The 24,624-nt window shown below is 46.3% G+C and carries 23 protein-coding genes and 1 other annotated feature; of the genes, 11 read left to right on the forward strand and 12 right to left on the reverse strand.

The annotated features are described in order from the left end of the window. The 4 genes from AND4_RS11120 to ispH all read left to right on the forward strand — a co-directional run. A partial coding sequence (locus tag AND4_RS11120) for a class I tRNA ligase family protein (protein ID WP_009843071.1) occupies positions 1-1,146 on the forward strand: 1,146 nt, incomplete at its 5' end. Positions 1,147-1,219: 73 nt separating this feature from the next. After that, positions 1,220-1,726, forward strand: a complete 507-nt coding sequence (gene lspA / locus AND4_RS11125) for a signal peptidase II (protein ID WP_009843072.1) — start codon at positions 1,220-1,222, stop codon at positions 1,724-1,726. Positions 1,727-1,886: 160 nt separating this feature from the next. After that, positions 1,887-2,318: an FKBP-type peptidyl-prolyl cis-trans isomerase gene (gene fkpB / locus AND4_RS11130; protein ID WP_009843073.1), complete on the forward strand. Its 432-nt coding sequence runs from the start codon at positions 1,887-1,889 to the stop codon at positions 2,316-2,318. 24 nt (positions 2,319-2,342) lie between these two features. Then, positions 2,343-3,308: a 4-hydroxy-3-methylbut-2-enyl diphosphate reductase gene (gene ispH / locus AND4_RS11135; protein ID WP_009843074.1), complete on the forward strand. Its 966-nt coding sequence runs from the start codon at positions 2,343-2,345 to the stop codon at positions 3,306-3,308. Positions 3,309-3,390: 82 nt separating this feature from the next. Here the strand turns inward: ispH and btsR are convergent, their stop codons facing one another. From btsR to AND4_RS11150, 3 genes are all read right to left on the reverse strand, one after another. After that, positions 3,391-4,119 (reverse strand): two-component system response regulator BtsR, encoded by a 729-nt coding sequence (gene btsR / locus AND4_RS11140; protein WP_009843075.1) that lies wholly within the window; start codon positions 4,117-4,119, stop codon positions 3,391-3,393. A gap of 30 nt (positions 4,120-4,149) precedes the next feature. Next, entirely contained in the window at positions 4,150-5,820 is a 1,671-nt protein-coding gene (locus AND4_RS11145; protein WP_009843076.1) for a sensor histidine kinase, read from the reverse strand. A gap of 134 nt (positions 5,821-5,954) precedes the next feature. After that, positions 5,955-7,439 carry a carbon starvation protein A gene (locus AND4_RS11150; protein ID WP_009843077.1) on the reverse strand — a complete coding sequence of 495 codons (1,485 nt, stop codon included), beginning with the start codon at positions 7,437-7,439 and terminating at the stop codon, positions 5,955-5,957. A 326-nt stretch (positions 7,440-7,765) separates the two neighbouring features. Here AND4_RS11150 and AND4_RS11155 point away from each other — a divergent pair, with 326 nt between their 5' ends. Continuing rightward, positions 7,766-8,152, forward strand: a complete 387-nt coding sequence (locus AND4_RS11155; RefSeq protein WP_043991637.1) for a DUF2799 domain-containing protein — start codon at positions 7,766-7,768, stop codon at positions 8,150-8,152. 64 nt (positions 8,153-8,216) lie between these two features. Continuing rightward, positions 8,217-8,546, forward strand: coding sequence for a hypothetical protein (locus AND4_RS11160; RefSeq protein WP_009843079.1), 330 nt, complete (start codon positions 8,217-8,219; stop codon positions 8,544-8,546). A 72-nt stretch (positions 8,547-8,618) separates the two neighbouring features. On the opposite strand, the gene murQ is transcribed toward AND4_RS11160, so the two are convergent. Together murQ and AND4_RS11170 are read right to left on the reverse strand one after the other, a co-directional pair. Beyond that, positions 8,619-9,545 carry an N-acetylmuramic acid 6-phosphate etherase gene (gene murQ / locus AND4_RS11165; RefSeq protein ID WP_009843080.1) on the reverse strand — a complete coding sequence of 309 codons (927 nt, stop codon included), beginning with the start codon at positions 9,543-9,545 and terminating at the stop codon, positions 8,619-8,621. 64 nt (positions 9,546-9,609) lie between these two features. Next, entirely contained in the window at positions 9,610-10,722 is a 1,113-nt protein-coding gene (locus AND4_RS11170; protein ID WP_009843081.1) for an anhydro-N-acetylmuramic acid kinase, read from the reverse strand. A 100-nt stretch (positions 10,723-10,822) separates the two neighbouring features. Here AND4_RS11170 and nagZ point away from each other — a divergent pair, with 100 nt between their 5' ends. The 3 genes from nagZ to tyrA all read left to right on the forward strand — a co-directional run bounded on the left by nagZ (position 10,823) and on the right by tyrA (position 14,276). Beyond that, entirely contained in the window at positions 10,823-11,806 is a 984-nt protein-coding gene (gene nagZ / locus AND4_RS11175) for a beta-N-acetylhexosaminidase (RefSeq protein WP_009843082.1), read from the forward strand. Positions 11,807-12,049: 243 nt separating this feature from the next. Continuing rightward, on the forward strand, positions 12,050-13,123 hold the full coding sequence (locus tag AND4_RS11180; protein WP_009843083.1) for a 3-deoxy-7-phosphoheptulonate synthase: 1,074 nt from the start codon (positions 12,050-12,052) through the stop codon (positions 13,121-13,123). A gap of 25 nt (positions 13,124-13,148) precedes the next feature. Next, positions 13,149-14,276: a bifunctional chorismate mutase/prephenate dehydrogenase gene (gene tyrA / locus AND4_RS11185; RefSeq protein WP_009843084.1), complete on the forward strand. Its 1,128-nt coding sequence runs from the start codon at positions 13,149-13,151 to the stop codon at positions 14,274-14,276. A 68-nt stretch (positions 14,277-14,344) separates the two neighbouring features. Here tyrA and AND4_RS11190 read toward each other — a convergent pair whose 3' ends face one another. The 3 genes from AND4_RS11190 to ettA form a co-directional block, all read right to left on the reverse strand. Beyond that, positions 14,345-15,346: a M23 family metallopeptidase gene (locus AND4_RS11190; RefSeq protein ID WP_009843085.1), complete on the reverse strand. Its 1,002-nt coding sequence runs from the start codon at positions 15,344-15,346 to the stop codon at positions 14,345-14,347. A 29-nt stretch (positions 15,347-15,375) separates the two neighbouring features. Beyond that, entirely contained in the window at positions 15,376-15,744 is a 369-nt protein-coding gene (locus AND4_RS11195; RefSeq protein WP_009843086.1) for a PilZ domain-containing protein, read from the reverse strand. Positions 15,745-15,991: 247 nt separating this feature from the next. After that, a complete protein-coding gene (gene ettA, locus AND4_RS11200; RefSeq protein ID WP_009843087.1) occupies positions 15,992-17,659 on the reverse strand; it encodes an energy-dependent translational throttle protein EttA in 1,668 nt (555 codons plus the stop codon). A gap of 381 nt (positions 17,660-18,040) precedes the next feature. Between ettA and sltY the strand changes: the two genes are divergently transcribed. Continuing rightward, positions 18,041-19,987: a murein transglycosylase gene (gene sltY / locus AND4_RS11210; RefSeq protein WP_043991632.1), complete on the forward strand. Its 1,947-nt coding sequence runs from the start codon at positions 18,041-18,043 to the stop codon at positions 19,985-19,987. Positions 19,988-20,000: 13 nt separating this feature from the next. Further along, entirely contained in the window at positions 20,001-20,303 is a 303-nt protein-coding gene (gene trpR, locus AND4_RS11215; protein ID WP_009843089.1) for a trp operon repressor, read from the forward strand. 76 nt (positions 20,304-20,379) lie between these two features. Here trpR and yjjX read toward each other — a convergent pair whose 3' ends face one another. From yjjX to AND4_RS11235, 4 genes are all read right to left on the reverse strand, one after another. After that, positions 20,380-20,913, reverse strand: a complete 534-nt coding sequence (yjjX, locus tag AND4_RS11220; RefSeq protein WP_043991638.1) for an inosine/xanthosine triphosphatase — start codon at positions 20,911-20,913, stop codon at positions 20,380-20,382. 58 nt (positions 20,914-20,971) lie between these two features. Continuing rightward, a complete protein-coding gene (gene pheA / locus AND4_RS11225) occupies positions 20,972-22,150 on the reverse strand; it encodes a prephenate dehydratase (RefSeq protein ID WP_009843091.1) in 1,179 nt (392 codons plus the stop codon). Positions 22,151-22,162: 12 nt separating this feature from the next. Further along, positions 22,163-22,284, reverse strand: a sequence feature (Phe leader region). A gap of 108 nt (positions 22,285-22,392) precedes the next feature. After that, positions 22,393-22,719 carry a ribosome-associated translation inhibitor RaiA gene (gene raiA / locus AND4_RS11230; protein ID WP_005425319.1) on the reverse strand — a complete coding sequence of 109 codons (327 nt, stop codon included), beginning with the start codon at positions 22,717-22,719 and terminating at the stop codon, positions 22,393-22,395. A 391-nt stretch (positions 22,720-23,110) separates the two neighbouring features. After that, positions 23,111-24,580, reverse strand: a complete 1,470-nt coding sequence (locus tag AND4_RS11235; protein WP_009843092.1) for a lytic transglycosylase F — start codon at positions 24,578-24,580, stop codon at positions 23,111-23,113. Positions 24,581-24,624 lie beyond the last annotated feature (44 nt).

Here is a 24,624-nt window from a genome sequence, read left to right on the forward strand (position 1 = left end):
TCAGACCAACACCGTGGTTGGTTCCAATCTTCACTAATTTCATCTATCGCGATGAAAGACGAAGCGCCCTACAAACAAGTACTGACACACGGTTTCGTGGTTGATGGTCACGGTCGTAAGATGTCGAAATCGGTTGGTAACGTCGTTGCGCCAAAAGATGTCACCAACAAGTTAGGTGCTGACATTCTTCGTCTATGGGTTGCTTCTACCGATTACACTGGTGAAGTAGCGGTTTCTGATGAGATCTTAAAACGTTCTGCCGATGCTTACCGTCGTATCCGTAACACGGCGCGTTTCTTCCTTGCTAACCTGAATGGTTTCAACCCTGAAACAGACATGGTTCCTGCAGAAGAGATGGTGGCGCTTGATCGCTGGGCCGTTGGTCGTGCACTTGCAGCACAAGAAGAGATTGTCAAAGCATACGAAGAGTACAACACACATGGTGTAACTCAGCGTCTAATGCAGTTCTGTTCAATTGAAATGGGCTCTTTCTACCTTGATGTGATCAAAGATCGCCAGTACACAGCGAAGCAAGGCGGTCACGCTCAACGCAGCTGTCAGACGGCACTTTACTACATTGTAGAAGCGCTGGTTCGTTGGATGGCGCCAATCATGTCGTTCACTGCAGATGAGATCTGGAATGAGATGCCGGCATCACTTCCGTCTGGAGAGAAGCGCGACAAGTTCGTATTCACAGGCGAGTGGTTTGATGGTCTATTCGGTCTTGCTGAGGGTGAAGAGCTGAACAACGAATTCTGGGCAGAGATCCAAGCGGTTCGTGGTGCAGTTAACAAGCTTCTAGAAGACGCTCGTAAAGAGAAAACCATTGGTGGTGCGCTTCAAGCTGAAGTGACGCTATTTGCTGATGACGCTCTAGCGGCGAAAATCAACAAACTCGAGGATGAACTGCGCTTTGTTCTACTGATTTCTGCTGCGAAAGTTAAGCCGTTAAGTGAGAAGTCTGATGCAGCGCAAGCGACAGATGTAGCAGGCTTGTTTGTTGAAGTAGTGGCAGCTGAAGGCGAGAAGTGTGACCGTTGTTGGCACCATACGTCAGACGTAGGCACAATTGAAGGTCACGAGAAGATCTGTGGACGCTGTGTGTCGAACGTAGACGGCGAAGGTGAAGTACGTAAATTCGCGTAATAGCCTAGAACGACTGAACTTTTTTTAAAATTAACAGCCCCAGTACTTACTGGGGCTGTTTGTAGGTAAAGTAATGAGTGAAAAAGCACTGACGTTAAAACAATCGGGAGTTCGCTGGCTGTGGTTGGCAATTCTGGTATTTATTGCCGATATCGGCATCAAATTGGTGGTAATGGACAACATGGGTTACGGATGGGCAAACCGAATTGAGGTGCTGCCATTCTTTAATCTACTTTATGTCCATAACTACGGGGCTGCATTTAGTTTCTTGAGTGATCAAGCGGGTTGGCAGCGCTGGTTGTTTAGCGGGATCGCGTTTGTTGTGACGGGCCTTTTAACCTACTGGATGAGCAAGCTTCCAGCCAAAGAGAAATGGAACAACATCGCTTACGCACTGATTATTGGCGGGGCAGTGGGCAATGTGTTTGATCGCGTGGTTCATGGTTTTGTTGTTGATTACCTAGACTTTTTTTGGGGGACTTATCACTGGCCTGCATTTAACTTAGCCGATAGTACAATCTGTATTGGTGCAGCCATGGTCATTCTTGACGGCTTTCGCAAAAAGGACACGAACAAGTAACCCTTTGCGATATACCGAATAACCCTAAGCGTCGTCCGTTGATTCGAACGGCGCTTTTTATTATGTTGGAGCGCAAATCGCGTATCGTCGTACAATAAAATCAATTACAACACGTGATCAGACCAAGCGCTGGACAACCCAAGAACAAGGAAGCACTAACGTGACAACAATAAATCAAGATTCAGTAGTAACGCTGCACTTCACCATCAAAATGCAAGATGGCTCTGTAGCGGACAGCACGCATAATATGGGCAAGCCTGCTAAATTCGTAATGGGTGATGGCAGCTTAAGTGAGAACTTTGAGCAATGCCTACTAGGCTTACAAATAGGTGAGCAGAAGGCCATTGAACTCAAAGCGGCTGATGCTTTTGGTTTACCGAACCCAGACCATATCCACCATATGGATCGCACTAAATTTGTTGGTGAAGCGGAAGTGGAAGTCGGTACTATCATGGCGTTCAGTGGTCCAGATGGTATGGAAATCCCGGGCATTATTACTGAGATTGCTGGCGATTCAGTCACCGTGGACTTCAACCATCCACTCGCGGGACAAGACGTGACTTTCGAAGTTGAAATTTTGTCAGTAGAATAGCGAACCAAATTAAAGATAACTTCCATGAGCAATGAAATGAAAATCCTGTTAGCCAACCCACGTGGTTTCTGCGCTGGTGTTGACCGCGCAATTAGCATCGTAGAGCGTGCGCTAGAGATGTATCAGCCACCCATCTACGTTCGACACGAAGTGGTACACAATCGCTTTGTGGTTGAAGGCTTAAAGCAGCGTGGTGCTATCTTCGTTGAAGAACTGCACGAAGTGCCAGACAACAACATTGTGATTTTCTCCGCTCATGGTGTGTCGCAAGCCGTACGCCAAGAAGCGAAGTCTCGCGATTTAACGGTATTCGACGCGACGTGTCCGCTGGTCACCAAAGTACATATGGAAGTGGCGCGTGCCAGCCGTCGCAACATGGAAGTGGTACTGATCGGTCACGCTGGTCACCCAGAAGTGGAAGGAACAATGGGTCAGTACTCGAGTGAGACGGGCGGGATGTACCTTGTAGAAACGCCAGCCGATGTTGAGCAGCTAAAAGCGATCGTGAAAGATCCGTCTGATCTGCACTACGTAAGCCAAACCACGCTGTCTGTTGACGAAACTGCAGATGTGATTGAAGAGCTTCGTCGCGTATTCCCGGAGATTCAAGGTCCACGCAAAGATGATATCTGCTACGCAACGCAAAACCGTCAAGATGCCGTGCGTGAGCTCTCTGCTGATGTTGATGTCATGGTGGTCGTGGGCTCTAAGAACTCATCAAACTCTACTCGTTTAAAAGAGTTGGCGGAAAAGCTAGGCACACCGGGTTACTTAACGGACTGTCCAGAAGACATCAAGCCAGAGTGGTTTGAGGGTAAAGTGAAAGTCGGTGTAACTGCGGGGGCATCTGCACCCGAAGAGTTGGTAAATCAAATTCTAGAGCGCATAAAAGGATTGGTTGGTGCTGAGGCAGTAGACGAAGTGCTGGGTCGTGAAGAGAACATGTTCTTCGAAGTGCCTAAAGAGCTGCAAATCAAGCAAGTCGATTAAGGCCAATCAAACACCAAAAAGGCGACCATGAGGTCGCCTTTTTTAATCTGGAATTTCTACACGAGTTCGTTAAGGGCTAAGCTCAGCTACTGATACCCAACAGCTCTTTGAGCACTTTTAAGTAGCGACGGCTCACTGGGATCTCGGAGCCTGTTTTGGTGATGATTTCCGCCAACCCATTTTCTAGCAGTTTGATCTCGCTGATGGCTTTGATGCTCACCAGGTACTGGCGATGACAACGCACCAGAGGCGTTTTTTCTTCCAAGGTTTTCAGGGTGAGTTGTGTACTGGCTGTTTGGTTGGTGGAGCGTACATGCACACCACTGAGGTCGCTGTAAGCGTACTCAACGGTGTCGGTTGCCATGATCATAATGCGGTTGTGCCCAATACATGGAATTTGATTCAAGCTTTCAGGCGCTAATGCTGACAGTTGCTGAGTGAGTAGGGACTGGCCCATGACTTTGCTAAGGCGCTTAACCGTTTTCTGCAAGCGACATGGATCAACGGGTTTAAGCAAGTAATCGAACGCGTTGTCTTCAAAGGCTTGGATGGCGTATTGGTCGTAGGCGGTTACAAAGACTACGTAGGGCATGGTTTCTTGATCCAACATACCCAACAGCTCAATGCCAGTCACCTGAGGCATTTGGATATCGAGAAAGACCACATCAGGCTTGAGTTCATTGATTTTCTTGAGTCCCATAATGGCGTTTGATGCGTGACCAATTACCGCAACTTGACCCGTTTCATCCAATAGTTCTGCTAACTCTTCACGAGCAAATTGTTCATCATCAATGACAAGGGCGGTTAACATTCAAGGCTACCTTTATGCGTTTCACAGTGTTTATCGCGAGTGAGGAATGATAAAACTCATTCTAGTAAATTGATGCTGTTGAGAGATGATTTTTAGCGCTGAATCACGGCCAAATTGATTCGATAAGCGTTTATCGACAATTTCTATCCCCAAACCAGAATGATTCTCTTTTGGTGGCTCATAGCTGCCCGCGTTGTCTTCAACTGTTATCAAGGCACCTTGCGGGTGCGTCTGGCTGTAAATAGACACCTTGCCACCTGCTAGCATATTTGAAATACCATGTTTAATGGCATTTTCGACCAGAGGTTGAAGAGTGAAGCTTGGCAGTTTGATATCCAGCAGTTCAGGAGCAATATCGATCTTGATTTCTAGGCGATCAGTAAAACGTGCTTTTTCGATTGATAAGTAAGAGTTCACATGCGCTAACTCTTCTTTCAGCGTCACGGTATTGATGTTTTGTTTTAAATTACTGCGGAAGAATTGAGAGAGATCTTGGATCAGTTCTCTGGCTTTATCTGGGTCACGACGAGTAATGGCACTGATGGTGTTCAGCGCATTAAACAAGAAATGCGGGTTCACTTGAGCATGAAGCAGTTTAATTTCTGCCTGAGCGAGCAGAGTTTGCTGCTGCTGATAATCACCGTACAAGATTTGGCTCGACAGCAACTGAGCAATCCCTTCAGCCATGGACATATTCGCAGTAGAGAACAATTTTCGCTTAGGTTCGTAAAGCTTAATCGTTCCAACCACCTCTTTGCCCGCGCGCAGTGGAATGATCAATGCAGAGCCTAATTTACAGTCTTGTGCCAATGAGCATTGATAAGGGTGTTCACTGCCATCAAGATAGATGATGTTGTTCTGCTTCATTGAGTCGAGTGTGCTTTGCGATGAGATTGGCGTATTTGGTTTATGGTGATCATCGCCGATTCCAACAAAAGCTAGAATCTTCTCTTGGTCAGTAATGGCAACAGCACCTACTTTGGTCTCCTCATAGATGATGCGGGCAATTTTATCGGCGTTTTCGCTGTTAAAGCCAGTACTTAGAATGCCGACGGAGCGATCGGCAATACTTAATGCGCGGCGGGAGAAGGTTGCAGAGTACTTTTCAAAAATGGTTTTACGGTCTTGTAGAATACTCATAAATAGAGCCGCACCAACGGAGTTGGCAATGATCATCGGGGCAGCAATGGCTGAAACCAACTGATAGGCTTGGTCAAAAGGTTTGGCGACGGCAAGCAGCAGAATCATTTGCACGATTTCTGCTACGAGAGTGATGCTGAACACCACGCTCGGGTTAAACAAGATGGAGCCTTTGTTCCGCTTGATGAGGTAAACATGCAGTAAGCCGCCAATCAAGCCTTCTGCTGTGGTCGAAATGGCACAGGCCAAATCGGTAAAACCGCCGAGAGTGTAACGGTGGATCCCGCCCGTGAAGCCTACAGCAAACCCAACAATAGGGCCGCCAAATAGCCCCCCCATCACAGCACCAATAGCTCGAGTGTTAGCGATAGCGTCGTTAATCTGTAAGCCGAAATAGGTGCCAAGAATGCAGAAACCAGAGAACAGGACGTAGCAAATGAGTTTATGGCTGAAGCGAGAGGAGATACTCAGTAGAGGCAGAATTATCGGCGTTTTACTCAGCATGTAAGCCAGCACTAGGTAAACACACATCTGCTGTAAAAGGGAGATGACCAGTTCCATAACCAACCTAACCGAAAAATAATGTCGTTATTGTAACCCAGAAGAAAAACAAAAAGAGCCTGCGGCGTTGAAGTGAGCAGGCTCTTGGTTTATCAGGTCATTGATAATGAATCGTTAGCAAGCAAAGGTCTTTATTATGCGGTTTCTGAAGTGGCTTGTGGTTTCTCTTCTCCTGCCAGGTCAGTCTCCCCTTTGCCTTTAGAAATCTTGATAACGTAGCCTGCCGCCGCCAGTGCAAATAGGACGCCAGCGATGGTCGAGGTTTGCATTGGTAAACCGAAACCCAATGTGCTGTTGCTTAGAATAAAACTCACACATACGCTCGTCATGAACACAGCAGGTACCGTGGTAATCCAGTGCAGCTTGTTGTGGCGCAGCAGGTAAGCCGACGCCGTCCAGAGCATCATGACGGCTGTGGTTTGGTTTGCGAAGCCGAAGTAGCGCCAGATGATACCGAAGTCTACTTGCGTTAGTATGCCGCCGACGACGAATAGCGGCACAGCCATAAGTAGGCGGTTGCGCAGCGTTTTCTGTTCCATACCAAAGTATTCTGCAAGGATCAGACGGCTGGAGCGGAACGCTGTATCACCAGACGTGATTGGCAGAATGACGACGCCAAGAAAAGCAATGACACCACCGAATACACCCAATAGGCCAAATGACGCGCTGTACACCACGTGACCAGGGCCACCGTTCTTCACCGCTTCCGCAAGGCCGTCAAGCGTTCCGAAGAAAGACAGAGCAATAGCGCACCAGATGAGTGCGATAACACCTTCACCAATCATGGCACCGTAGAATACGAAGCGACCATTTTTCTCGTTCTCCATGCAACGAGCCATTAATGGAGATTGTGTCGCATGGAAACCCGAGATGGCACCGCATGCGATGGTGATGAATAGTGCTGGCCATAGTGGCATATCATTAGGGTTCAAGTTAGTGAACATGTCGCTTACTTGGAAGTTACCCATTACGGTATGTTCGCTAGAAAATGCAATCGCTGTCATTAGGCCAACAGACATAAAGATAAGAAGTGCACCGAATAGGGGATAGAAGCGACCGATGATTTTGTCTACCGGAACAATAGTCGCGATGATGTAGTAAGCAAAAATCAACACCACCATGCTCGTCATGCTCACGTTAAAACTGGTTTGATCGTTGATCAGATTGGTGATCATGCCTGCCGGCGCCGATACGAATACCACTCCAACAAGAAGCAATAGGACAATAGCAAAGATGTTCATAAAATGTTTTGCGCCATTGCCTAGGTAGCGGCCAGTAATCGTTGGTACTGATGCGCCGTCATTACGAACAGAAAGCATGCCAGAGAAGTAATCGTGTACGGCGCCCGCGAAGATACAACCGACAACAATCCACAGCATTGCCGCTGGGCCGTAAAGCGCACCCATGATAGGGCCGAAGATAGGACCTACACCGGCAATATTAAGCAGTTGAACAAGGTAAACGCGTTTGGTTGACATTGGAACGTAGTCAACGCCATCGGTTTTTGTGTGGGCAGGCGTTTGACGATTCTCATTGATACCGAAAATTTTTTCAACGAAAGCGCCGTAGATAAAATATCCGCCGATGAGGGCTGCGACACAGGTGAGAAACCACATCATAACAATTTTCCTTGGTTTAATAGGTAGGGTAATTTTTAAGGTCAGTATGTATCTTATTGGCCTCTAGTGTTCCGTGCATTCACTCTATGGATGAGTGGTCGAATAGAGAGGCGAGTGGTCGACACAAGGATTAAGTGGCTTTGTTGTTAAGTCAGTGATCGAGGGAGTCGTTCAGTGGTGAAACTCATTACTTAATACAGATGGTCGATAGGTTCCGTGCTCAACGAGGGGGCGAAAGGAGAAATCTAAAGTTCAAGGTGGCGTACCAGCAAAGCATTGATTTTAGTGGTAAGCTTGCTCGAGAAATAATTAGTAAAGAAAGAATCATGAAAAAGGCAACGTTAGGCTTGGCGCTGACTTTACTGGCAGGGTGTGTAGCAACCACGGAAGAGCTGGCGCACACTGGTGATTGGTATCAGATCGGTTATCAAGATGGGGTCACTGGCCACACTTCTCGCTCAGTGAAAGAGCTCAATCAACTTGGTCATGCGACGCAAGGTGATTACGATCAAGGCTATTTAGACGGTGTGACGGAATACTGTAATCCTGATTTTGCTTACCAAATTGGCTTGTCAGGGCAGTATTACGAGGGGGTTTGTGAAGGTACGTCTCAAGCCCAGAAATTTCGTATGGAATGGCAACGTGGCTGGAATGAATACAGCAACCAGATTGTCTTATTATTGAGAATATTGCCATTCCTACTGAACCCCTGACATTTAAGTTTTTGTGCTTTGATTTACTGTATGGTGTCAATTTAATCAGAAGTGAAATCGAAATATGAAGAAGATCTTTTTGGTCGCTTTGATGCTCTTTCCCCTAACGGTTAGTGCTAGCAATGTATTGAAAGAGTCGGTAAAGATGAAGCGTAAGTACGATCATGACAAGCATCATATTACCAATACCGTCAAGCACACTAAGCGCAATATCAAAGAGGTCACGGATGGCACTTATGTGGAAAATCAGGTTAAGCGTGAAGTAAATCAAACCAAGCGCAAGTACACCGACAAAGTAGATAATGTTAAGAACATTACAAACCCTGATCACATCAAGCGCAAAGCAAATGACAAGCTGAACAAAGAGTTTGATGAGTGGTTGTACGAAGACTAAATATCGATATCAGAGCAAAAAGGAGATCACGCGGTCTCCTTTTTGTTTGCCTTGATTTTACCATCAAGGCTGTTATTCGGAGCGGTGACTCTCCACAGCCTTACGCAGGAAGCCGTCTTGCTGATGAAGGTGCTGACGAGCTGAGTCGATATCGAGATCGGTTAGGATCATCAATATCGCTAACTTTACCTCATATTCCGTTTGTTTGAGCACTTCGCTCGCTCTCTCTTCACTGCATTCAGTCGCTTGCATCACAATACGTGAGGCACGTGCGACGAGTTTATTGTTGGTTGCTTTTACATCGACCATGAGGTTTTGGTAGCTTTTTCCCAACCGGATCATGCTCGCTGTGGTCAACATGTTTAGGACCAGTTTCTGTGCGGTCCCTGATTTTAAACGTGTTGATCCTGTTAAGGCTTCTGGACCGACGACTGGGCAAATCGCGATGTGAGCAATATCGGCAATGGGAGAATCTGGGTTGCAAGACAGCGCCACCGTAGTCGCACCAATTTCGTTGGCATATTCCAAACCGCCAATCACATAAGGCGTGCGTCCACTGGCGGCGATACCGACCACCACGTCGCGGCTGGTAAACTTGATGTCTTTCAAATCTTGTTTGCCCAGAATGGGCGAGTCCTCCGCGCCCTCTTTGGCTTTAAGGATCGCCTCCGGTCCACCTGCAATCAAACCAATGACCATGTGGTCAGACACGCCGAATGTCGGCGGACATTCCGATGCATCAAGTACCCCTAAACGACCGCTGGTGCCTGCACCCATGTAAATCAAACGACCGCCGACTTTAAATGCAGCGGTGATCTTATCCACGGCAAGGGCGATTTCTGGAAGTACTTTCTCGACCGCAAGCGGTACCAGTTTGTCTTGTTGGTTCAGACGCTGAACAATGTCGAGAGACGGTAATAAGTCGATGTCCATCGTATCTGGGTTGCGCCCTTCTGATACCAAGTGGGCAAGAGCAGCGATAAGCGCATCATTTGTCATAGTCGTTCAAACCTTTTGAATACTGATTTCGTTTTCTCTTTAAACCGCATTTAAAGCAGCGGATTTAGTTTTTAGGATAGAGCACACCGAGTGAAGCAAGATGGCTTGCGCCTGTTACTTCTGGTAGATTGCTCGGCAGTCCGTCGATGTATCGTTGAGCAAGCCAAGCAAACGCCATGGCTTCCATGTAATCGCCATCGACGCCTTTGTTATCGGTTGTTGCAACCTGCCACTGCGGCAGAAGTTCTGCTAAGCGTTGCATTAGTAGAGGGTTTCGCGCACCGCCGCCACAAACCAGTAGCTGCGGCTGTGGACCAAAAGTGAATTTCTTGACCTCATGTGCAATGGTCTGCGCCGAGTATTCACACAGTGTGCGCTGTACATCTTCTGCAGTAGTATTGTAGTGAGCTAACTGTTGGTGAAGCCAATCGATATTGAACCGCTCTCGCCCTGTGCTCTTAGGCGCCGATATGGTGAGGTAAGGCTCTGCTAAGAGTTGAGTTAGCAGTGCTGCATCGGTGTTGCCTTTCAGAGCAAATTCCGCATCTTTGTCGAAGCTTTGTCCAGTATGCTGTTCACACCATGCATCCATCAGCATGTTGCCCGGGCCGGTATCATAGCCGATCACCGCCTGCTCAGGGTGCAGTACCGAGATATTGGCAATTCCCCCAATGTTGAGCACTATGGTTGTCGAGTCTTGCATGGCGAAAATACGTTTATGAAAAGCAGGAACGAGCGGCGCACCTTGACCGCCTAACGCCATGTCTTTGCGACGAAAATCGGCCACGGTATCTATGCCTGTTTTGACGGCAATAATGTTGGCATCGCCCAGCTGGATGGTGAAAGGCAGATCGCCAATTGGCTGGTGGAACACGGTTTGACCATGATTGCCAATCGCTCGGATTTGTTCAGCAGAATAGCCAGACTTATTCAATAGCTGTAACACCGCATCAGCAAACAGGTGACCAAGCTGATGATCAAGTTCTCCAATGGCTTTGAGGTTTGTGTCTTGCCCTGTGCAAATCGAAAACAGCGTTTGCTTAATAGAGGCTGGCATTGGGTAGTCATCGCACGCGATTAAGCGTACTCGGTTCTCGTCGATTTCAACCAGTGCGGTATCTACGCCATCCATGCTGGTTCCAGACATCACACCGATATACAGTTTGTTAAGATTCACAGCCAATTCCGTCAATTCTTTAATTCACTTATTGTAAAGCAATTCTTAAGCGAATAACCTCATCGAATACGAGATATTCAGCTGATTTTGAGGAGAAAAGATGGGACCGTTATGGGTTGATGTTGCAGGCTGCGAGTTAACAGCAGAAGACAGAGAAATTTTGGAGCATCCAACGGTTGGTGGCTTGATTTTATTTACGCGTAACTACCATGATAGCAAGCAGCTTCACGCTCTTACCCAATCTATCCGAAAAGCGGCTAAGCGGCCGATTTTGATTGGTGTTGATCAAGAAGGTGGGCGTGTTCAGCGTTTCCGCGAAGGTTTCTCGCCCATTCCCGCTGCAGATGAATACGCCAAGCACAAAAACAGTGAAGAGTTGGCACGAATGGGCGGTTGGTTGATGGCGGCCGAGCTGATTGCTCATGACATCGATTTGAGCTTCGCACCAGTGCTGGATAAAGGCCACCAGTGTAAAGCGATTGGCAGTCGTGCCTTTGGTGAAGATATTGATACCATTTTGCGCCATAGCTCTGCTTATATGCTGGGGATGAGGAGTGTCGGTATGGCAACAACGGGTAAGCACTTCCCGGGGCATGGTGGTGTCATTGCTGATTCTCACCTAGAGACGCCATACGACGAGCGCAGTGATATTTTCGAGCAAGATATGGCCATTTTCAAAGCGCAAATCGATGCTGGCATCTTGGATGCGATGATGCCTGCTCATGTTATTTTCCCCAATTATGATGCCCAACCCGCAAGTGGCTCTGAATATTGGTTAAAACAAATCTTGCGCCAGCAACTTGGTTTTAAGGGATTGATCTTCTCTGATGATTTGACCATGGAAGGTGCCGCAATCATGGGCGGGCCTGGCGAGCGCGGTGTACAAGCATTAAACGCTGGCTGTGACATGCTGTTGGTTTGTAATAAGCGCGACGCGCAAGTCGAAGTGCTGGATAAACTCCCGATCACGTCTGTTCCTCTTGCTGATGCCTTGTTGAAGAAACAAAGCTTCTCACTCAGTGAGCTAAAATTGTCTCAAGAATGGAAAGAGGCGACCGAGGCCATGAAACCATTGACTGATTAACTTAAGCTTTAACCCATAAGTAATGGTTTGTTTGGGGGTGTGAACAAGCTGTCGAAAACATCCAGTGAAAGCCGAAGCGCTCCGTGCTTCGGCTTTTTTTCTTTGATGTAAAGTTAAATTTACACCAAATGTTTTTTATTATGTACGGTTGAAATTCTTTTTTAGCCTGTTATCTTATCGATAAAGCTTAGTTATCTCGCCAAAAAGTGGTTGGATGTAAAATTTAATGTACAGGTTAGAGTCATGCAGAAAAGTGAATTGAGCAACATCAACATCAGTGAAGAGCAAGTTCTGATCACGCCAGAGGAGCTTAAAATGAAGCTTCCGCTGAGCGATAAAGCTCGTCGTTTCATTCAAGAGTCTCGTCAAACCATTGCTGACATCATTCATAAGAAAGATCATCGTTTGCTTGTTGTATGTGGACCATGTTCTATCCATGACGTAGAGGCAGCGAAGGATTACGCTAAGCGTCTAAAAGCTCTTGCCGAACAACTAAGCGACCAACTGTACATTGTCATGCGTGTTTACTTTGAAAAGCCTCGAACCACGGTAGGCTGGAAAGGCTTGATCAATGACCCACATCTCGATGGTAGCTTCGATATTGAACATGGTCTGCATGTTGGTCGTGAACTTCTCGTTGAATTGGCCGAGATGGAAATCCCGCTAGCAACCGAAGCACTTGATCCAATCAGCCCGCAATACCTAGCGGATACCTTTAGCTGGGCTGCGATCGGCGCTCGTACGACTGAATCACAAACACACCGTGAGATGGCAAGTGGTCTTTCAATGCCTATCGGCTTTAAGAATGGTACGGATGGCAGCTTGGCAACCGCTGTTAATGCGATGCAAGCGGCTTCTTCTGGTCACCGTTTCATGGGGATTAACCGCGAAGGCCAAGTGGCGCTCCTGACCACGCAAGGTAACCCGAATGGTCACGTGATTCTGCGTGGTGGTAAGCAAACTAACTATGATTCAGTATCCGTGACTGAATGTGAGCAAGAAATGGCGAAGTCTGGTCTTGATGCCTCATTGATGGTCGACTGTAGCCACGCTAACTCGCGCAAAGATTACCGTCGTCAGCCATTAGTGGCCGAGGATGTGATTCACCAAATCCGTGAAGGTAACAAGTCAATCATAGGCTTGATGATTGAGAGCCATATTAATGAGGGTAACCAAGCTTCTGACCTTGCTCTTGAAGAGATGAAATACGGCGTATCGATCACCGACGCATGTATCAATTGGGAGTCAACTGAGGCACTATTACGTCATGCACACGAAGAGTTGGTGCCTTTCTTAGAGAATCGCCTTAAAGGCTAAAACGGAACTTATTTAAGGAACATCGATGGCAGTTGAACTTAACGCATTACGTGATCAAATTGATGCAGTCGACAAGCAAATGTTACAGCTATTGGCTCAGCGTTTAGCATTAGTAGAGAAAGTGGGGGAAGTAAAAAGCCAACACGGTTTGCCAATCTATGTCCCAGATCGTGAGGCTGCCATGTTAGCGTCACGACGTGCTGAAGCTGAAAAAATGGGTATTCCTCCACAGCTGATTGAAGACATTCTGCGTCGAACCATGCGTGAGTCTTATGCCAGCGAGAAAGATTCGGGCTTTAAGTGCTTAAATCCTGAATTACGTTCTGTGGTCATTATTGGTGGTCATGGCCAGTTAGGTCGTCTGTTTGGTCGAATGTTCAAACTATCTGGCTATCAAGTAAAGGTGTTGGGGAGTCAAGACTGGGGCCAAGCTGACGAGATTTTAAAAGAAGCAGGCCTTGTGGTCGTCACCGTACCAATCCACTTAACTGAAGAGGTGATTGGGCAGCTCGGCAATCTGCCAGCGGACTGTATTTTATGTGACCTTACGTCGGTGAAGTCCAAGCCACTGCAAGCGATGCTGGATGTGCACCAAGGTCCGGTGGTTGGTCTGCACCCAATGTTTGGTCCAGATGTCCCAAGCCTAGCAAAACAGGTAATTGTGTATTGTGATGGCCGTAGCACCGAGCAATACCAATGGCTATTGCAACAGTTTGGTATTTGGGGCGCAAGTCTGTGTCAAATCGATGCGCAGGAGCACGATCATGGTATGACATTGATTCAGGCGCTGCGTCACTTTACTTCGTTTGCTTACGGTATGCACTTGAGCAAAGAAAATCCAAATATCGAGCAACTGTTGAAGTTAAGCTCGCCCATTTACCGTCTAGAATTAGCCATGGTAGGGCGCCTGTTTGGTCAGGATCCGAATCTATACGGTGATATCATTCTTTCATCGCAAGAAAACATCGATATGATCAAGCGCTTCCACCAACGTTTCGGTGAGGCTCTAGATATCTTAGATAGCAAAGACAAAGCAGAGTTTGTCCAAAGCTTTGAACAAGTGAGCGGTTGGTTTGGCGATTACTCGCAGCAATTTATGAATGAGAGTCAGAACCTACTCAAACAAGCGAACGATAATCTTCATCGCGGATAAGCATCGATTGTAACTACCAAAAGAGCAGCTCACGGGCTGCTCTTTTTCATTCGCAGTCTTAGAAACGATCAGTTGGTCGAAGTGCCACTCTTGTCTTCACTCGATACTGTGCTGATGCTGGTATCACGATATGGAGAGTTGGTTAAGCTGATCTGCAGGCGAACCACATTATCAATCAACTCAATCAATGGTCCCCATTTCACCATCTTCTCTTTTTCAAACACCGAGTTGAAGTTTTCTGGTGTCCAATCCATTAAGTAACGTGGATTTAAAGTGCGACCAAGAAAGCGTACCTCGTAATGAAGGTGTGGGCCAGTTGAGTGACCCGAGTTACCACATTCCGCAATGACATCACCTTTACTGACAAACTCGCCATTTTTTACACTGAACTTATTTAGGTGGGCAAAGGAGCTTGAAAAACCAAATGAATGACGCAAAGTCAAATAGTTACCGTAGCCATGATTGCCTCGACGTACGGTTTCTACGACTCCATCCGCTGGTGCAAGAATGTCTTCACCACGCTTACAAGTTAAGTCGATCCCCTTGTGTATATGACGTTTACCCGAAATAGGGTTAATGCGGCTGCCATATGGAGACGAGATACGCTGATACGTCATCGGACTGTCGTTTGGGATCAGACGGAACATGGTGGCACGAACGGCGGAGTCAATTGCAGCAGCATCGATACGTTCTTCTAGCGCGAGGCTATTCTCTTCACCTACTACTTCTTCATCGGCAAGGCCTAAGACCGATTCCACATCAAATACACGCTTGCCTAACAGTTGAATCTGGTTATTTTTATCCGCAAGAGATTGAGACAGAGAGTGGTTGGTATCGAGCTGCTCTTGGTACAAAGCTTTAATTTCAGCTTTCTCACTTTTTAGTCTAGCGATAGTCTGACTAAAGGCCTGAGTATCGTGAACCTGTTTTTGGTTTAAATACCATGCGCTACCGATGACAGCGGGCAGTGCAATAACGGATACACAGATAGCGAGAGTCGGGAGGCGACTCAAATAAAATTGCTGGATCCCATCTTTTGTCGGGATCTGTATGATGATTTTTTTAGACATGATTATGGTTACTAAAGCAGGCGGTCAATTTATTCTTCTCCTAAATTGGCGAGGTGTTCTAACTCTCGATGAAGAAGCTCGTCGTTGCCTACGTTCAATTCGATAAACCGTTTGAGCTGGCTAATACTTTCCAGGTCTATGTTGTTTATCTTTAGCCGAATCTCATTACCCGTAATCAAAACGATACTGGCACGTAACTGCACCACTTGCTCTGATTGAGTAAATGAGAAACCGACTTCCACCGGAAGTGATAAATCCAACGATTTTGCATCTTCAGTTTGTAATCGCAAACCATGCAATGACAGATCTTGAATTGTCGCTTGCATTACCGAGTCCCCTTGCTCAATTAAAGCGGGTGCTTGGTAGATGATGCGCGAAAAGCGTCGTCTCTCCGTCATGAAGGTTCTCGTAAAGTATTTTAACTAGTGAAAGACTATAGCAAATAGTACAAAATTTGTGCGGCCTTTGTTATTAAAATGTCGCCATAGCAACAGAGTTGGACTGGCTAATGGTCATGTTATTGACCTACTTCAGAGGCGTTCGGGCTATTTATTTAGCACCTACGACAAAGATCGCCATGATAGCGACCTTTGTACGAATTACAAGCTAGGGTAATTATACCGAATGTAAAACCTATAATTAAGGTTACTTCGATACGCGCTTGTATTTGATGCGATGTGGTTCTGCTGCTTCAGGACCAAGGGTCTTCTTCAGCCATTCCATGTACTCGTTGTAGTTACCTTCGTAGAAGTTAACTTGGCCTTCATCGCGGTAATCGATGATGTGGGTAGCGATACGGTCTAGGAACCAACGGTCGTGCGAGATAACCATTGCACAGCCCGGGAACTCGAGTAATGCTTCTTCTAGTGCACGCAGTGTTTCAACGTCAAGGTCGTTGGTTGGTTCATCGAGTAGAAGTACGTTACCGCCTGCTTTCAGCAGTTTAGCAAGGTGTACTCGGTTGCGCTCACCACCTGAAAGCTCACCGATGATCTTCTGCTGATCTGAGCCTTTGAAGTTAAAACGTGAACAGTATGCACGAGCTGGGATTTCGAAGTTGTTGATCTTGATGATGTCAGCACCTTCAGAAATTTCTTGGAACACGGTGTTTTTGTCGTTCATTGAGTCACGGAACTGCTCAACAGACGCCAGTTTCACTGTTTCACCCAGTTCAATCGAGCCTGAATCTGGCTGCTCAGTGCCGCTTAGCATTTTAAATAGGGTCGATTTACCTGCACCGTTGGCACCGACGATACCCACGATAGCACCCTTAGGCATGCTGAACGATAGATCATCGATAAGAACGCGACCGTCGAATGACTTTGTCAGGTTGTTCACTTCGATCACTTTATCACCGAGACGCTCACCCGGCGGGATGAACAGTTCGTTGGTTTCGTTACGTTTCTGGTGATCCGTGTTTTGTAGCTCTTCAAAGCGTGCCATACGTGCTTTTGATTTTGCCTGACGACCTTTAGGATTTTGACGTACCCACTCAAGTTCTTTTTCAATGGTCTTTTGGCGAGCTTTTTCTTGAGAGGCTTCTTGTTGTAGACGCGCATCTTTCTGCTCTAACCAAGATGTGTAGTTACCTTCCCATGGGATACCTTCACCACGGTCAAGCTCTAGAATCCAACCTGCGGCGTTGTCTAGGAAGTAACGGTCGTGGGTAATCGCCACTACGGTACCATTGTAATCAACAAGGAAGCGCTCTAGCCATGCAACAGACTCTGCATCCAAGTGGTTGGTTGGTTCGTCTAGTAGCAGCATGTCTGGCTTTTCTAGCAACAGACGACAGATAGCTACACGGCGACGCTCACCACCTGATAGGTTTGCAATCTTTTGATCCCATTCAGGTAGACGAAGTGCATCCGCAGCGCGTTCTAGCGCGTTATCTAGGTTATGGCCGTCTTTCGCCTGAATGAGTGCTTCTAGTTCGCCTTGCTCTTTGGCCAGTGCGTCGAAATCTGCATCTGGTTCTGCATACGCAGCATATACCGCATCTAAACGCTTCAGTGCGTCTGCAACATCAGACACTGCTTCTTCAACGATTTCACGAACTGTTTTGGACTCGTCGAGTATTGGTTCCTGAGGTAGGTATCCTACGTTCAGGCCTGGTTGAGGGCGCGCTTCACCATCGATATCAGTATCGATACCCGCCATGATACGTAGCAGTGTCGATTTACCTGCACCGTTCAGACCTAGAACACCGATTTTTGCGCCTGGGAAGAAGCTTAGAGAGATGTCTTTAAGAATTTGACGCTTAGGTGGCACGACTTTGCTCACCCGCGACATGGTATATACGTATTCAGCCATTGCCGATCGTTCCTAAATTAACTGTCATTTGAAGCGTCTATTTTATACCAACTCCTTGAGTTTTGTTACCGCATTGCAAGAAATTAGCATCTGCTGCGATTTCTTCTTTATTACTGACCGGAAACTCACAATTTTAAGGTATACACTTTTCTTATCACCTTGAATGCAAGCTAAGGCTGCATCGAAAAAGAGAATGGTCTCGAATTTTTTTGCTGAAAAGAGCTCAACATTTTCACGAGCACGCAAAAGTTTCGCGAGTACAACATTTATTACATCTAGTCGCTTTACAATAACAACTTAATACGGTGTAAATAACCTTACAGCTTGTCACGCTTTGCATTCACCAGTGATAACAAGTTAAGGGATAAACGTCTGGGGAAAATGACGCACATGAGATTCAATGTATCTGTATTGGCTAAAAGAGTATGCTACGCAGCCGCTTTATGTGCGGTAAGTGTGTCAGCAAACGCTGCGCTGAGCCTAGAAAAACAGCGCCAAGTTTATGAACAAGCTCAAGATTTATTAGACAAGAGTGACATCGATGGTTACTTGTCTATCCGTTCTAAAATCGCTAATTATCCACTCACGCCTTATGTCGATTATCGGGTGTTTCTGAGACAATTACCGAGTAAGTCTCCACAACAGGTAGACGAATTTATTCGCGATCACGAGGCGTTTCCGTTCTCGCGTCGTATTCGTGCCCCTTATTTAGATAACCTTTACCGTCAGAAAGATTGGAAAACCATTGCTGAGTTTCAGAAAGTAGAGCCAAGTGGTGAGCGTTATCAATGCATTTTTTACGTTGCTCAACTGAAGCAGGGTAAACAAGCCACAGCCTTTAAAGGCGCAGAGCAAATGTGGTTACGCGGAAAGAGCATCGCCGACGAGTGTGATCCCTTGTTCTCCGCTTGGGACAAAGCTGGAAAGCGCACGGATGATTTGATTCTTCAACGTATGTTGTTGGCATTTGATGCGCGTAACAGTGGGTTAATGAATTATCTGCAAAAACTGCCTGAATCGGCTCAAGCAAAGCAGCAAGCTAAGGCGATGAAGGCCTTGTTTGATAAACCGGAAACGGTTGCCGCATTTGCTAAGAAGCAGCCTGCCAATGATTTTAATCGCGCTCAGAGCGAATATGCGCTCGAAAAACTGGCGCGTAAGAACACCAAGCAAGCGAAAACGGCGTACGCGACGGTAGTGAAAGGGCAGAAGTTCTCTTCAGAAAAAGCACAAGCACTGGCTGACTATATAGCGATTCGATTGATTCGTACTGAGTCGGATTCACTTGCTCAGTGGCGTGATGATAAAACCAAAACCAGTCAAGATCTGTCCCTAATTGAAAGCCGTATCCGCTTATCGATTCAAAATGGTGATTGGAGAGGCGTTCAGAAGTGGATCGCGGTATTGAGTGAGCAAGAGCAAGCGACGCTTAGATGGCAATACTGGCTCGGTCGAAGTGAGATTGCGCTCGGGAATAAAGCCGCTGGTGAGCAACGTTTAACAAAACTGGTCGGCCAACGTAACTTTTACAGCGTTGCTGCTGCGAATGCGATAGGCCAGTCAATCAAGTATCCATCAAGCACGGTTGAGTTAGACAAGAGCGTCATACAGCCGTACCAGAAGTCGTTGGCGCGAATCCAAGAGTTGATCGAAACGGACAAGATTGCCGCAGCGAAGAGCGAATGGGCCCATTTGCTTCGTCGTGTCGATAAAGCCGACAAAACTCAGTTGGCAGCCTACGCGGCTTCTAAACATTGGCATAACCTAACCGTTGTTGCGAGTATCGAAGCGAAAATGTGGGATAATATCCCGTTGCGCTTCCCGGTAGCGCATCGCTGGTGGTTCGACTTTTATGCCAAGAAGCACAACATCGACCCTATCACCATGATGTCATTAGCACGCCAAGAAAGTGCCTTGGACTCTGAAGCGCGTTCTCCTGTTGGTGCTCGAGGGCTCATGCAAATTATGCCAGCAACGGCAAAGTACACAGCGAAAAAATACAAGCTCAAGTATCAAGGGGCGCAAGACCTCTATAAGGTGAGTAAGAACATTGAAGTCGGCAGTCACTACCTACAAGGTTTGATGGAGGATTACGATAATAATCGTATTTTTGCGCTCGCTGCTTATAATGCGGGGCCTAACCGAGTAAAAATGTGGCGAGAGCGAACTCAAGGAAAAGTCGACGCTTATTCCTTCATCGAAGCGATTTCCTTCAAAGAGACGCGTGGTTATGTGCAGAACATTTTGATGTTTGAGACATATTACCGCGACCTTTTAGGTGTCGATGGTCCGTTCTTGACCCCAAATGAGATCGATACCAAGTATTGAGTGAGGTAACTTGATGTCACACGAACCTGAGTACAAAGACTGGCAACAGATTGTCGAATTGATCCGTTCTAGTGTGGATAACCAGCAACACGAGATGTTGTTGACCATGTTGATGACGCCGGACGAGAGAGAATCGCTCACCGCCCGCGTTAACATTCTGAATGAGCTGCTCAAAGGTGAGCTTTCTCAGCGCCAAATCAGTCAAATGCTTGGTGTGGGGATTGCCACCATCACTCGTGGTTCAAATGAGTTAAAGTTGAAGTCGGACATGGATAAAGACAAACTCAAGACATTGCTAGAGCAGGGCACGCAATAACCTTTGCGCTCAATTCTCTGAGTTACAGACAGCAAAAAGGGCGGAATCTCCGCCCTTTTTAATCATCGTCTTACTGCTAGAGGTTCGCTGCAAAATGTTCAGGATTGGTAAAAGGAATCAACGCCAGAATCAAAGCTTGATGGTAGACCGAACTGCGCGTTAGCTGGTTTTGGGTCAGCAAACCAATTGCGCCGCCTTTTTGCTTGATATTCTCGGTACCAAATACGTCATCCATCACATCGCCAAGCTCATTGGCAAGTTCAAGTTTTTGTAGTACTTCTGGTGGTAGCATCAGGCTTGCAGAGCGTGATTCACCACGACGCGTCTCAGATTCAATCACCATCCAAGCAAAAGTGACATTTTCTTCAATCCCAGCCTCTAAACCGACATAGAAGTCCGCATTGGGTATTGCTGTTTTGGCGTTACGAACTCGGTTTAATGCGCCAAGGTGAGTTTCATCATTCGACATCGGTTGATCGGCCACTTCACTTGGAACACTGACACCTACAAACTCAAAACTTTGCTCTGAGAAAGCGCTCTGAAAAGCACTCTCTACTGCCTTAATTTTTGCAGGGTTTAAGGAAGCGATTACGACCTTTTGGGTTACCATGATCTTTTTACCTAGCATGTTCTTTTTACCTACTGTCTCTTTTGTTAACTATCGCAAGTTAGCTCAGTTTTACCTGGGTCGGTTTTACGTTCTCACTTGGGTAACAACCCAGGACTTTCAAGTGTTTGGTGATTTTTGTTAGTTCATCAATGGCTTGTTGCATCTCGTTGGAGCCAAGGTGGGATTCAAGATCAACGTAGAACATTTCTTCCCATGGGTTTCCCATAATTGGACGTGATTCTAGCTTGGTCATATTGATGCCGTAACGCTGAATAACCAATAGCGTTTGAACCAGTGACCCTGCTTCTTGTGACGTCGACATGATCAGGGTGGTCTTAGCTGGAATCTGCGTCGACACCTCAACAGGTTTGCGAGCAACAACGATAAAACGGGTATGATTTTCAGTTTGATTCGCGATGTTGCCTTGAATCGCTTGTAAGCCGTAAAGCTTGCCGCTTGAAGCATTGCCGATTGCAGCGACGTCGTCACGGTTAAGCTCTTGTACCTTTTTCATTGCATCAGCAGTACTTGCACAAGACTCAAGCTTCACACCTTTCATACGGCTTAAGAACTCACCGCATTGTTGGTGTGGCTGGGGGTGTGAGTAAAGCGTTTTGATGTTCTCAAGACGAATGTCTTTGGTTGCGACTAAGCAATGTTCAATCGGTTGAGTCAGTTCACCGACGATGTACAGCGTTGTGTGCTGCAGTAAGTCGTAGACTTCGTTAATAGAGCCGGAGCTGGTGTTCTCGATGGGCAAAACGCCATAGTCAGCATGACCTGACTCCACGGTTTGCGTCACCTCTTTGAAGTGTTCACAGTTGAGTTCTATCAGTTCGGTATTTTTACGGCTGAAGTATTCGCGACTAGCAAGGTGTGAATAAGAGCCTTTTGCGCCAAGGAAAGCAACACGAGCAAGAGGCTTACGGCTTTGTTGTGGATTAGCTAGGTTTTGCAGGTAGCTTTGTTGAAGAAGGACAGAGTCCTCAATAATAGTGTGAAACAGTTTGGTGATGTACTGAGCGTCGAGTTGGTATTTATCACGGCCGTTGGCGATCAGTTTAACGAGGAGTTGCTGTTCACGGACGGCATCACGAACAGGCTTCGATGTTTTAACCTTGCTTTTGGCTACAGCAATACTTAGATTGCGGCGCTCAGACAATAGGCATAAAAGTTCGTCATCGAGCTCATTCAAACGTAAACGAATTTCTTCCAGGGAAATAGGTTGGTCAGTCATCAATTCTTTCCTTATAAAAAAGCCTCCCGATTTGGGAGGCTTTCTGTTTGTTTTTGACTTTTCTTTCACAAACGAGTTAGCCCCTCCAACTATGGAAGGAAAAAGAAGTCAAAAAGAAACAGGTTTGTTGAATGCATAAATAGTGCTTAATTTGTGAGTGTTTAAACACAATAAGCAAGCTGGCGGGGAGCGTCAAGCAAAAAAATAGCGCCTTTCGGCGCTATTTCCTCAATCTTTGTCTTTTACTCTTCTTCTTCCACTAGCTCAGGCTTACTTGCTCGTCGAGCTTCAGGTTTGTGGGTCAGCTTATTTAGCTGACGTTCTAATTTTTGCTCCACTTCATTGATGGCGGCGTAAAGGTCTTCATGAGTTGCTGAGGCGATTAGTTGGCCTTTAGGAACCTTAATAATGGCTTCGAATTTCTTCTGTTTGTTTGGTTCCTCACTGAACGTTGCTTGGCATCCGATAATGTCGACCTGCCACTTCTCCAGCTTCTTGAATTTACTCTCAATGTGAGCACGGATTGCAGAGGTGATTTCGATGTTTTTACCAGTAATATTCATTGTCATAAATGTTTTTCCTCTGTGTCATCCCTAATGGGTTAACTTCAGATTACCCCTTTGAGGAGAAAAGAATGTGATTTATGTCACCTTTTTGAGTGGTTGTTTCGAGATAAAAAATGAATGTGATCTCACTCAAGAACTGTTCAGATTTATGTGAAAATTGCTTGTTATCGGATTCTAAATCATTAGATTGGATAGAGTACTGTGCTGAAAACTAAAACGTTTTTAGGGGCTATTTACGACTTGTAATTCTAGCGAGTCAAAAACTGACCAAGTCAAAGCTGTGAATCAGCTCACCCTTGCTGTGCACAATAAATTTGATTTTAAAACGCCGCTCATTGGTTGAGCGGCGTTTTAGTTTTGGCTGACGATATAATTTCTATCTGGCGATACAGTTTTAGGGCGTTTGACCGACTCTGCGTATGGGAATCATGAAGACAGGAATGTCTGGTACAAGCAAGACGTTGTCGAGCGTTTTCGCGAGATCAAGGCTTTCTAACTGTTTGTAGATCACGTAGTAACGATTCACATTGGTCACATACCTTACGGTTTCTCTTAAACTTTTGCGTGTTACCACTTCGACATTATTAAACCAAACATTCGGATCGTAACCTTGCTGAGCCGCCCGTTTTCTCATTTTCTCTACATTCCCTGGCCCTGCATTGTATGCCGCTAATGTTAAATAGAGTTTATTGTCTTTACTGATCGCGCTGTCATTAAAGTAATAGCGGCGGAGAAACGCCATGTACTTCACGCCCGCATGAACATTATTTTCTAAGTTACGAATGTTTTTAATGTTTACATTAGGATCACCCGCAGTACTCGGTAAGATCTGCATGATGCCGACCGCACCACGACTTGAGGATAGGTTGTTGTTGAACCCTGATTCTTGATAGGCCACGGCGGCAATGAGCAGGTAATCAAAATCGTATTTCTTGCCATATTTAGAAAAAAGTGAGGAGAGCTTTTCGAGTTGGGCAATCTTTTTGGGGTTTAGCGCTTTATTGAGCCAGTTGGTGTTGTCGATATACTTACCGTAAATGACATTGCCAAGTAAGGTGCCAGACTTAGCGGTGCGAATGAATTTATTCACGACTTTCATCAACTCAGGACTGTCTTGGCGCGTGGCCCAAGCGATCTCTCCACCTTTGCGAATTGGGATCTTCGTGTGCGCGCGGATGCCGCCCATAAAATTCATCCACAGTTTGGCTTTATGGCTATCCAGCACGATGGCTTTGACGTAACCATTATTTAGCATCCCTACTAACTCGTAATCCTGTAGCGTTTCTTCGATAAAATGCACCACGATAGGTGGTAAACCTTTTTTGTTGAGGTTTTTGTTTAAGGCTTGAATGCTCTCAAAGTAACTTGAGCTAGCGCGGACCCAAATCTCTTTACCACTCAATTGTTCAATCTTGGTCATTGCTGGGGTGTCTTTTTTGGTGATTATCCATTCTTGGATCCCAGTCATTGCAGGGGCGCTAAAACTGACCGACTTCTTGCGCGCTTCGGTAATAGTAAGGTTAGCGACAACTAAATCCCCTAAACCTTGCTCTAAAGAAGGCAGAAGTTGATCTCTAGAGACGGGAATAATTTGAATATTGATAGTAGGTTTGAGTTTGCGGAGGTCTTTTTCGAAATGAGCCAATAACTCTGCCCCGATGCCTTTTGGCTTCCCACCCTCTATATAATAGAAACCAAGGTCGGCAGACACCAAAACGCGCAGGATGTTTTTGTCTTTGATGACACCAAGATCACCCTTATAAGGTGGTTGTCTGAGAGGGGAGAGCTCCAGCGCAAAACTTGAAGCGGAGAGCAGGAGTATTAGCCACGCCCATAACTTTGGTAGGGTCACGTTCACATCCATGTTAATGGTGGAGGAGAACTTTAAGCATATGCACTGCTTAAAAA

It is taken from the genome of Vibrio sp. AND4 (assembly GCF_000171815.1).
Taxonomy (GTDB): Bacteria; Pseudomonadota; Gammaproteobacteria; order Enterobacterales; family Vibrionaceae; genus Vibrio.

What these genes read in the sequence shown, in the direction of transcription:
- lspA (WP_009843072.1), top strand. Translation starts at nt 1,220, where the DNA reads ATGAGTGAAAAAGCACTGACGTTAAAACAATCGGGAGTTCGCTGGCTG.
- ispH (WP_009843074.1), top strand. Translation starts at nt 2,343, where the DNA reads ATGAGCAATGAAATGAAAATCCTGTTAGCCAACCCACGTGGTTTCTGC.
- btsR (WP_009843075.1), bottom strand. Translation starts at nt 4,119, where the DNA reads ATGTTAACCGCCCTTGTCATTGATGATGAACAATTTGCTCGTGAAGAG.
- AND4_RS11145 (WP_009843076.1), bottom strand. Translation starts at nt 5,820, where the DNA reads ATGGAACTGGTCATCTCCCTTTTACAGCAGATGTGTGTTTACCTAGTG.
- AND4_RS11150 (WP_009843077.1), bottom strand. Translation starts at nt 7,439, where the DNA reads ATGATGTGGTTTCTCACCTGTGTCGCAGCCCTCATCGGCGGATATTTT.
- AND4_RS11155 (WP_043991637.1), top strand. Translation starts at nt 7,766, where the DNA reads ATGAAAAAGGCAACGTTAGGCTTGGCGCTGACTTTACTGGCAGGGTGT.
- AND4_RS11160 (WP_009843079.1), top strand. Translation starts at nt 8,217, where the DNA reads ATGAAGAAGATCTTTTTGGTCGCTTTGATGCTCTTTCCCCTAACGGTT.
- murQ (WP_009843080.1), bottom strand. Translation starts at nt 9,545, where the DNA reads ATGACAAATGATGCGCTTATCGCTGCTCTTGCCCACTTGGTATCAGAA.
- nagZ (WP_009843082.1), top strand. Translation starts at nt 10,823, where the DNA reads ATGGGACCGTTATGGGTTGATGTTGCAGGCTGCGAGTTAACAGCAGAA.
- AND4_RS11180 (WP_009843083.1), top strand. Translation starts at nt 12,050, where the DNA reads ATGCAGAAAAGTGAATTGAGCAACATCAACATCAGTGAAGAGCAAGTT.
- tyrA (WP_009843084.1), top strand. Translation starts at nt 13,149, where the DNA reads ATGGCAGTTGAACTTAACGCATTACGTGATCAAATTGATGCAGTCGAC.
- AND4_RS11190 (WP_009843085.1), bottom strand. Translation starts at nt 15,346, where the DNA reads ATGTCTAAAAAAATCATCATACAGATCCCGACAAAAGATGGGATCCAG.
- AND4_RS11195 (WP_009843086.1), bottom strand. Translation starts at nt 15,744, where the DNA reads ATGACGGAGAGACGACGCTTTTCGCGCATCATCTACCAAGCACCCGCT.
- ettA (WP_009843087.1), bottom strand. Translation starts at nt 17,659, where the DNA reads ATGGCTGAATACGTATATACCATGTCGCGGGTGAGCAAAGTCGTGCCA.
- sltY (WP_043991632.1), top strand. Translation starts at nt 18,041, where the DNA reads ATGACGCACATGAGATTCAATGTATCTGTATTGGCTAAAAGAGTATGC.
- trpR (WP_009843089.1), top strand. Translation starts at nt 20,001, where the DNA reads ATGTCACACGAACCTGAGTACAAAGACTGGCAACAGATTGTCGAATTG.
- yjjX (WP_043991638.1), bottom strand. Translation starts at nt 20,913, where the DNA reads ATGGTAACCCAAAAGGTCGTAATCGCTTCCTTAAACCCTGCAAAAATT.
- pheA (WP_009843091.1), bottom strand. Translation starts at nt 22,150, where the DNA reads ATGACTGACCAACCTATTTCCCTGGAAGAAATTCGTTTACGTTTGAAT.
- raiA (WP_005425319.1), bottom strand. Translation starts at nt 22,719, where the DNA reads ATGACAATGAATATTACTGGTAAAAACATCGAAATCACCTCTGCAATC.
- AND4_RS11235 (WP_009843092.1), bottom strand. Translation starts at nt 24,580, where the DNA reads ATGGATGTGAACGTGACCCTACCAAAGTTATGGGCGTGGCTAATACTC.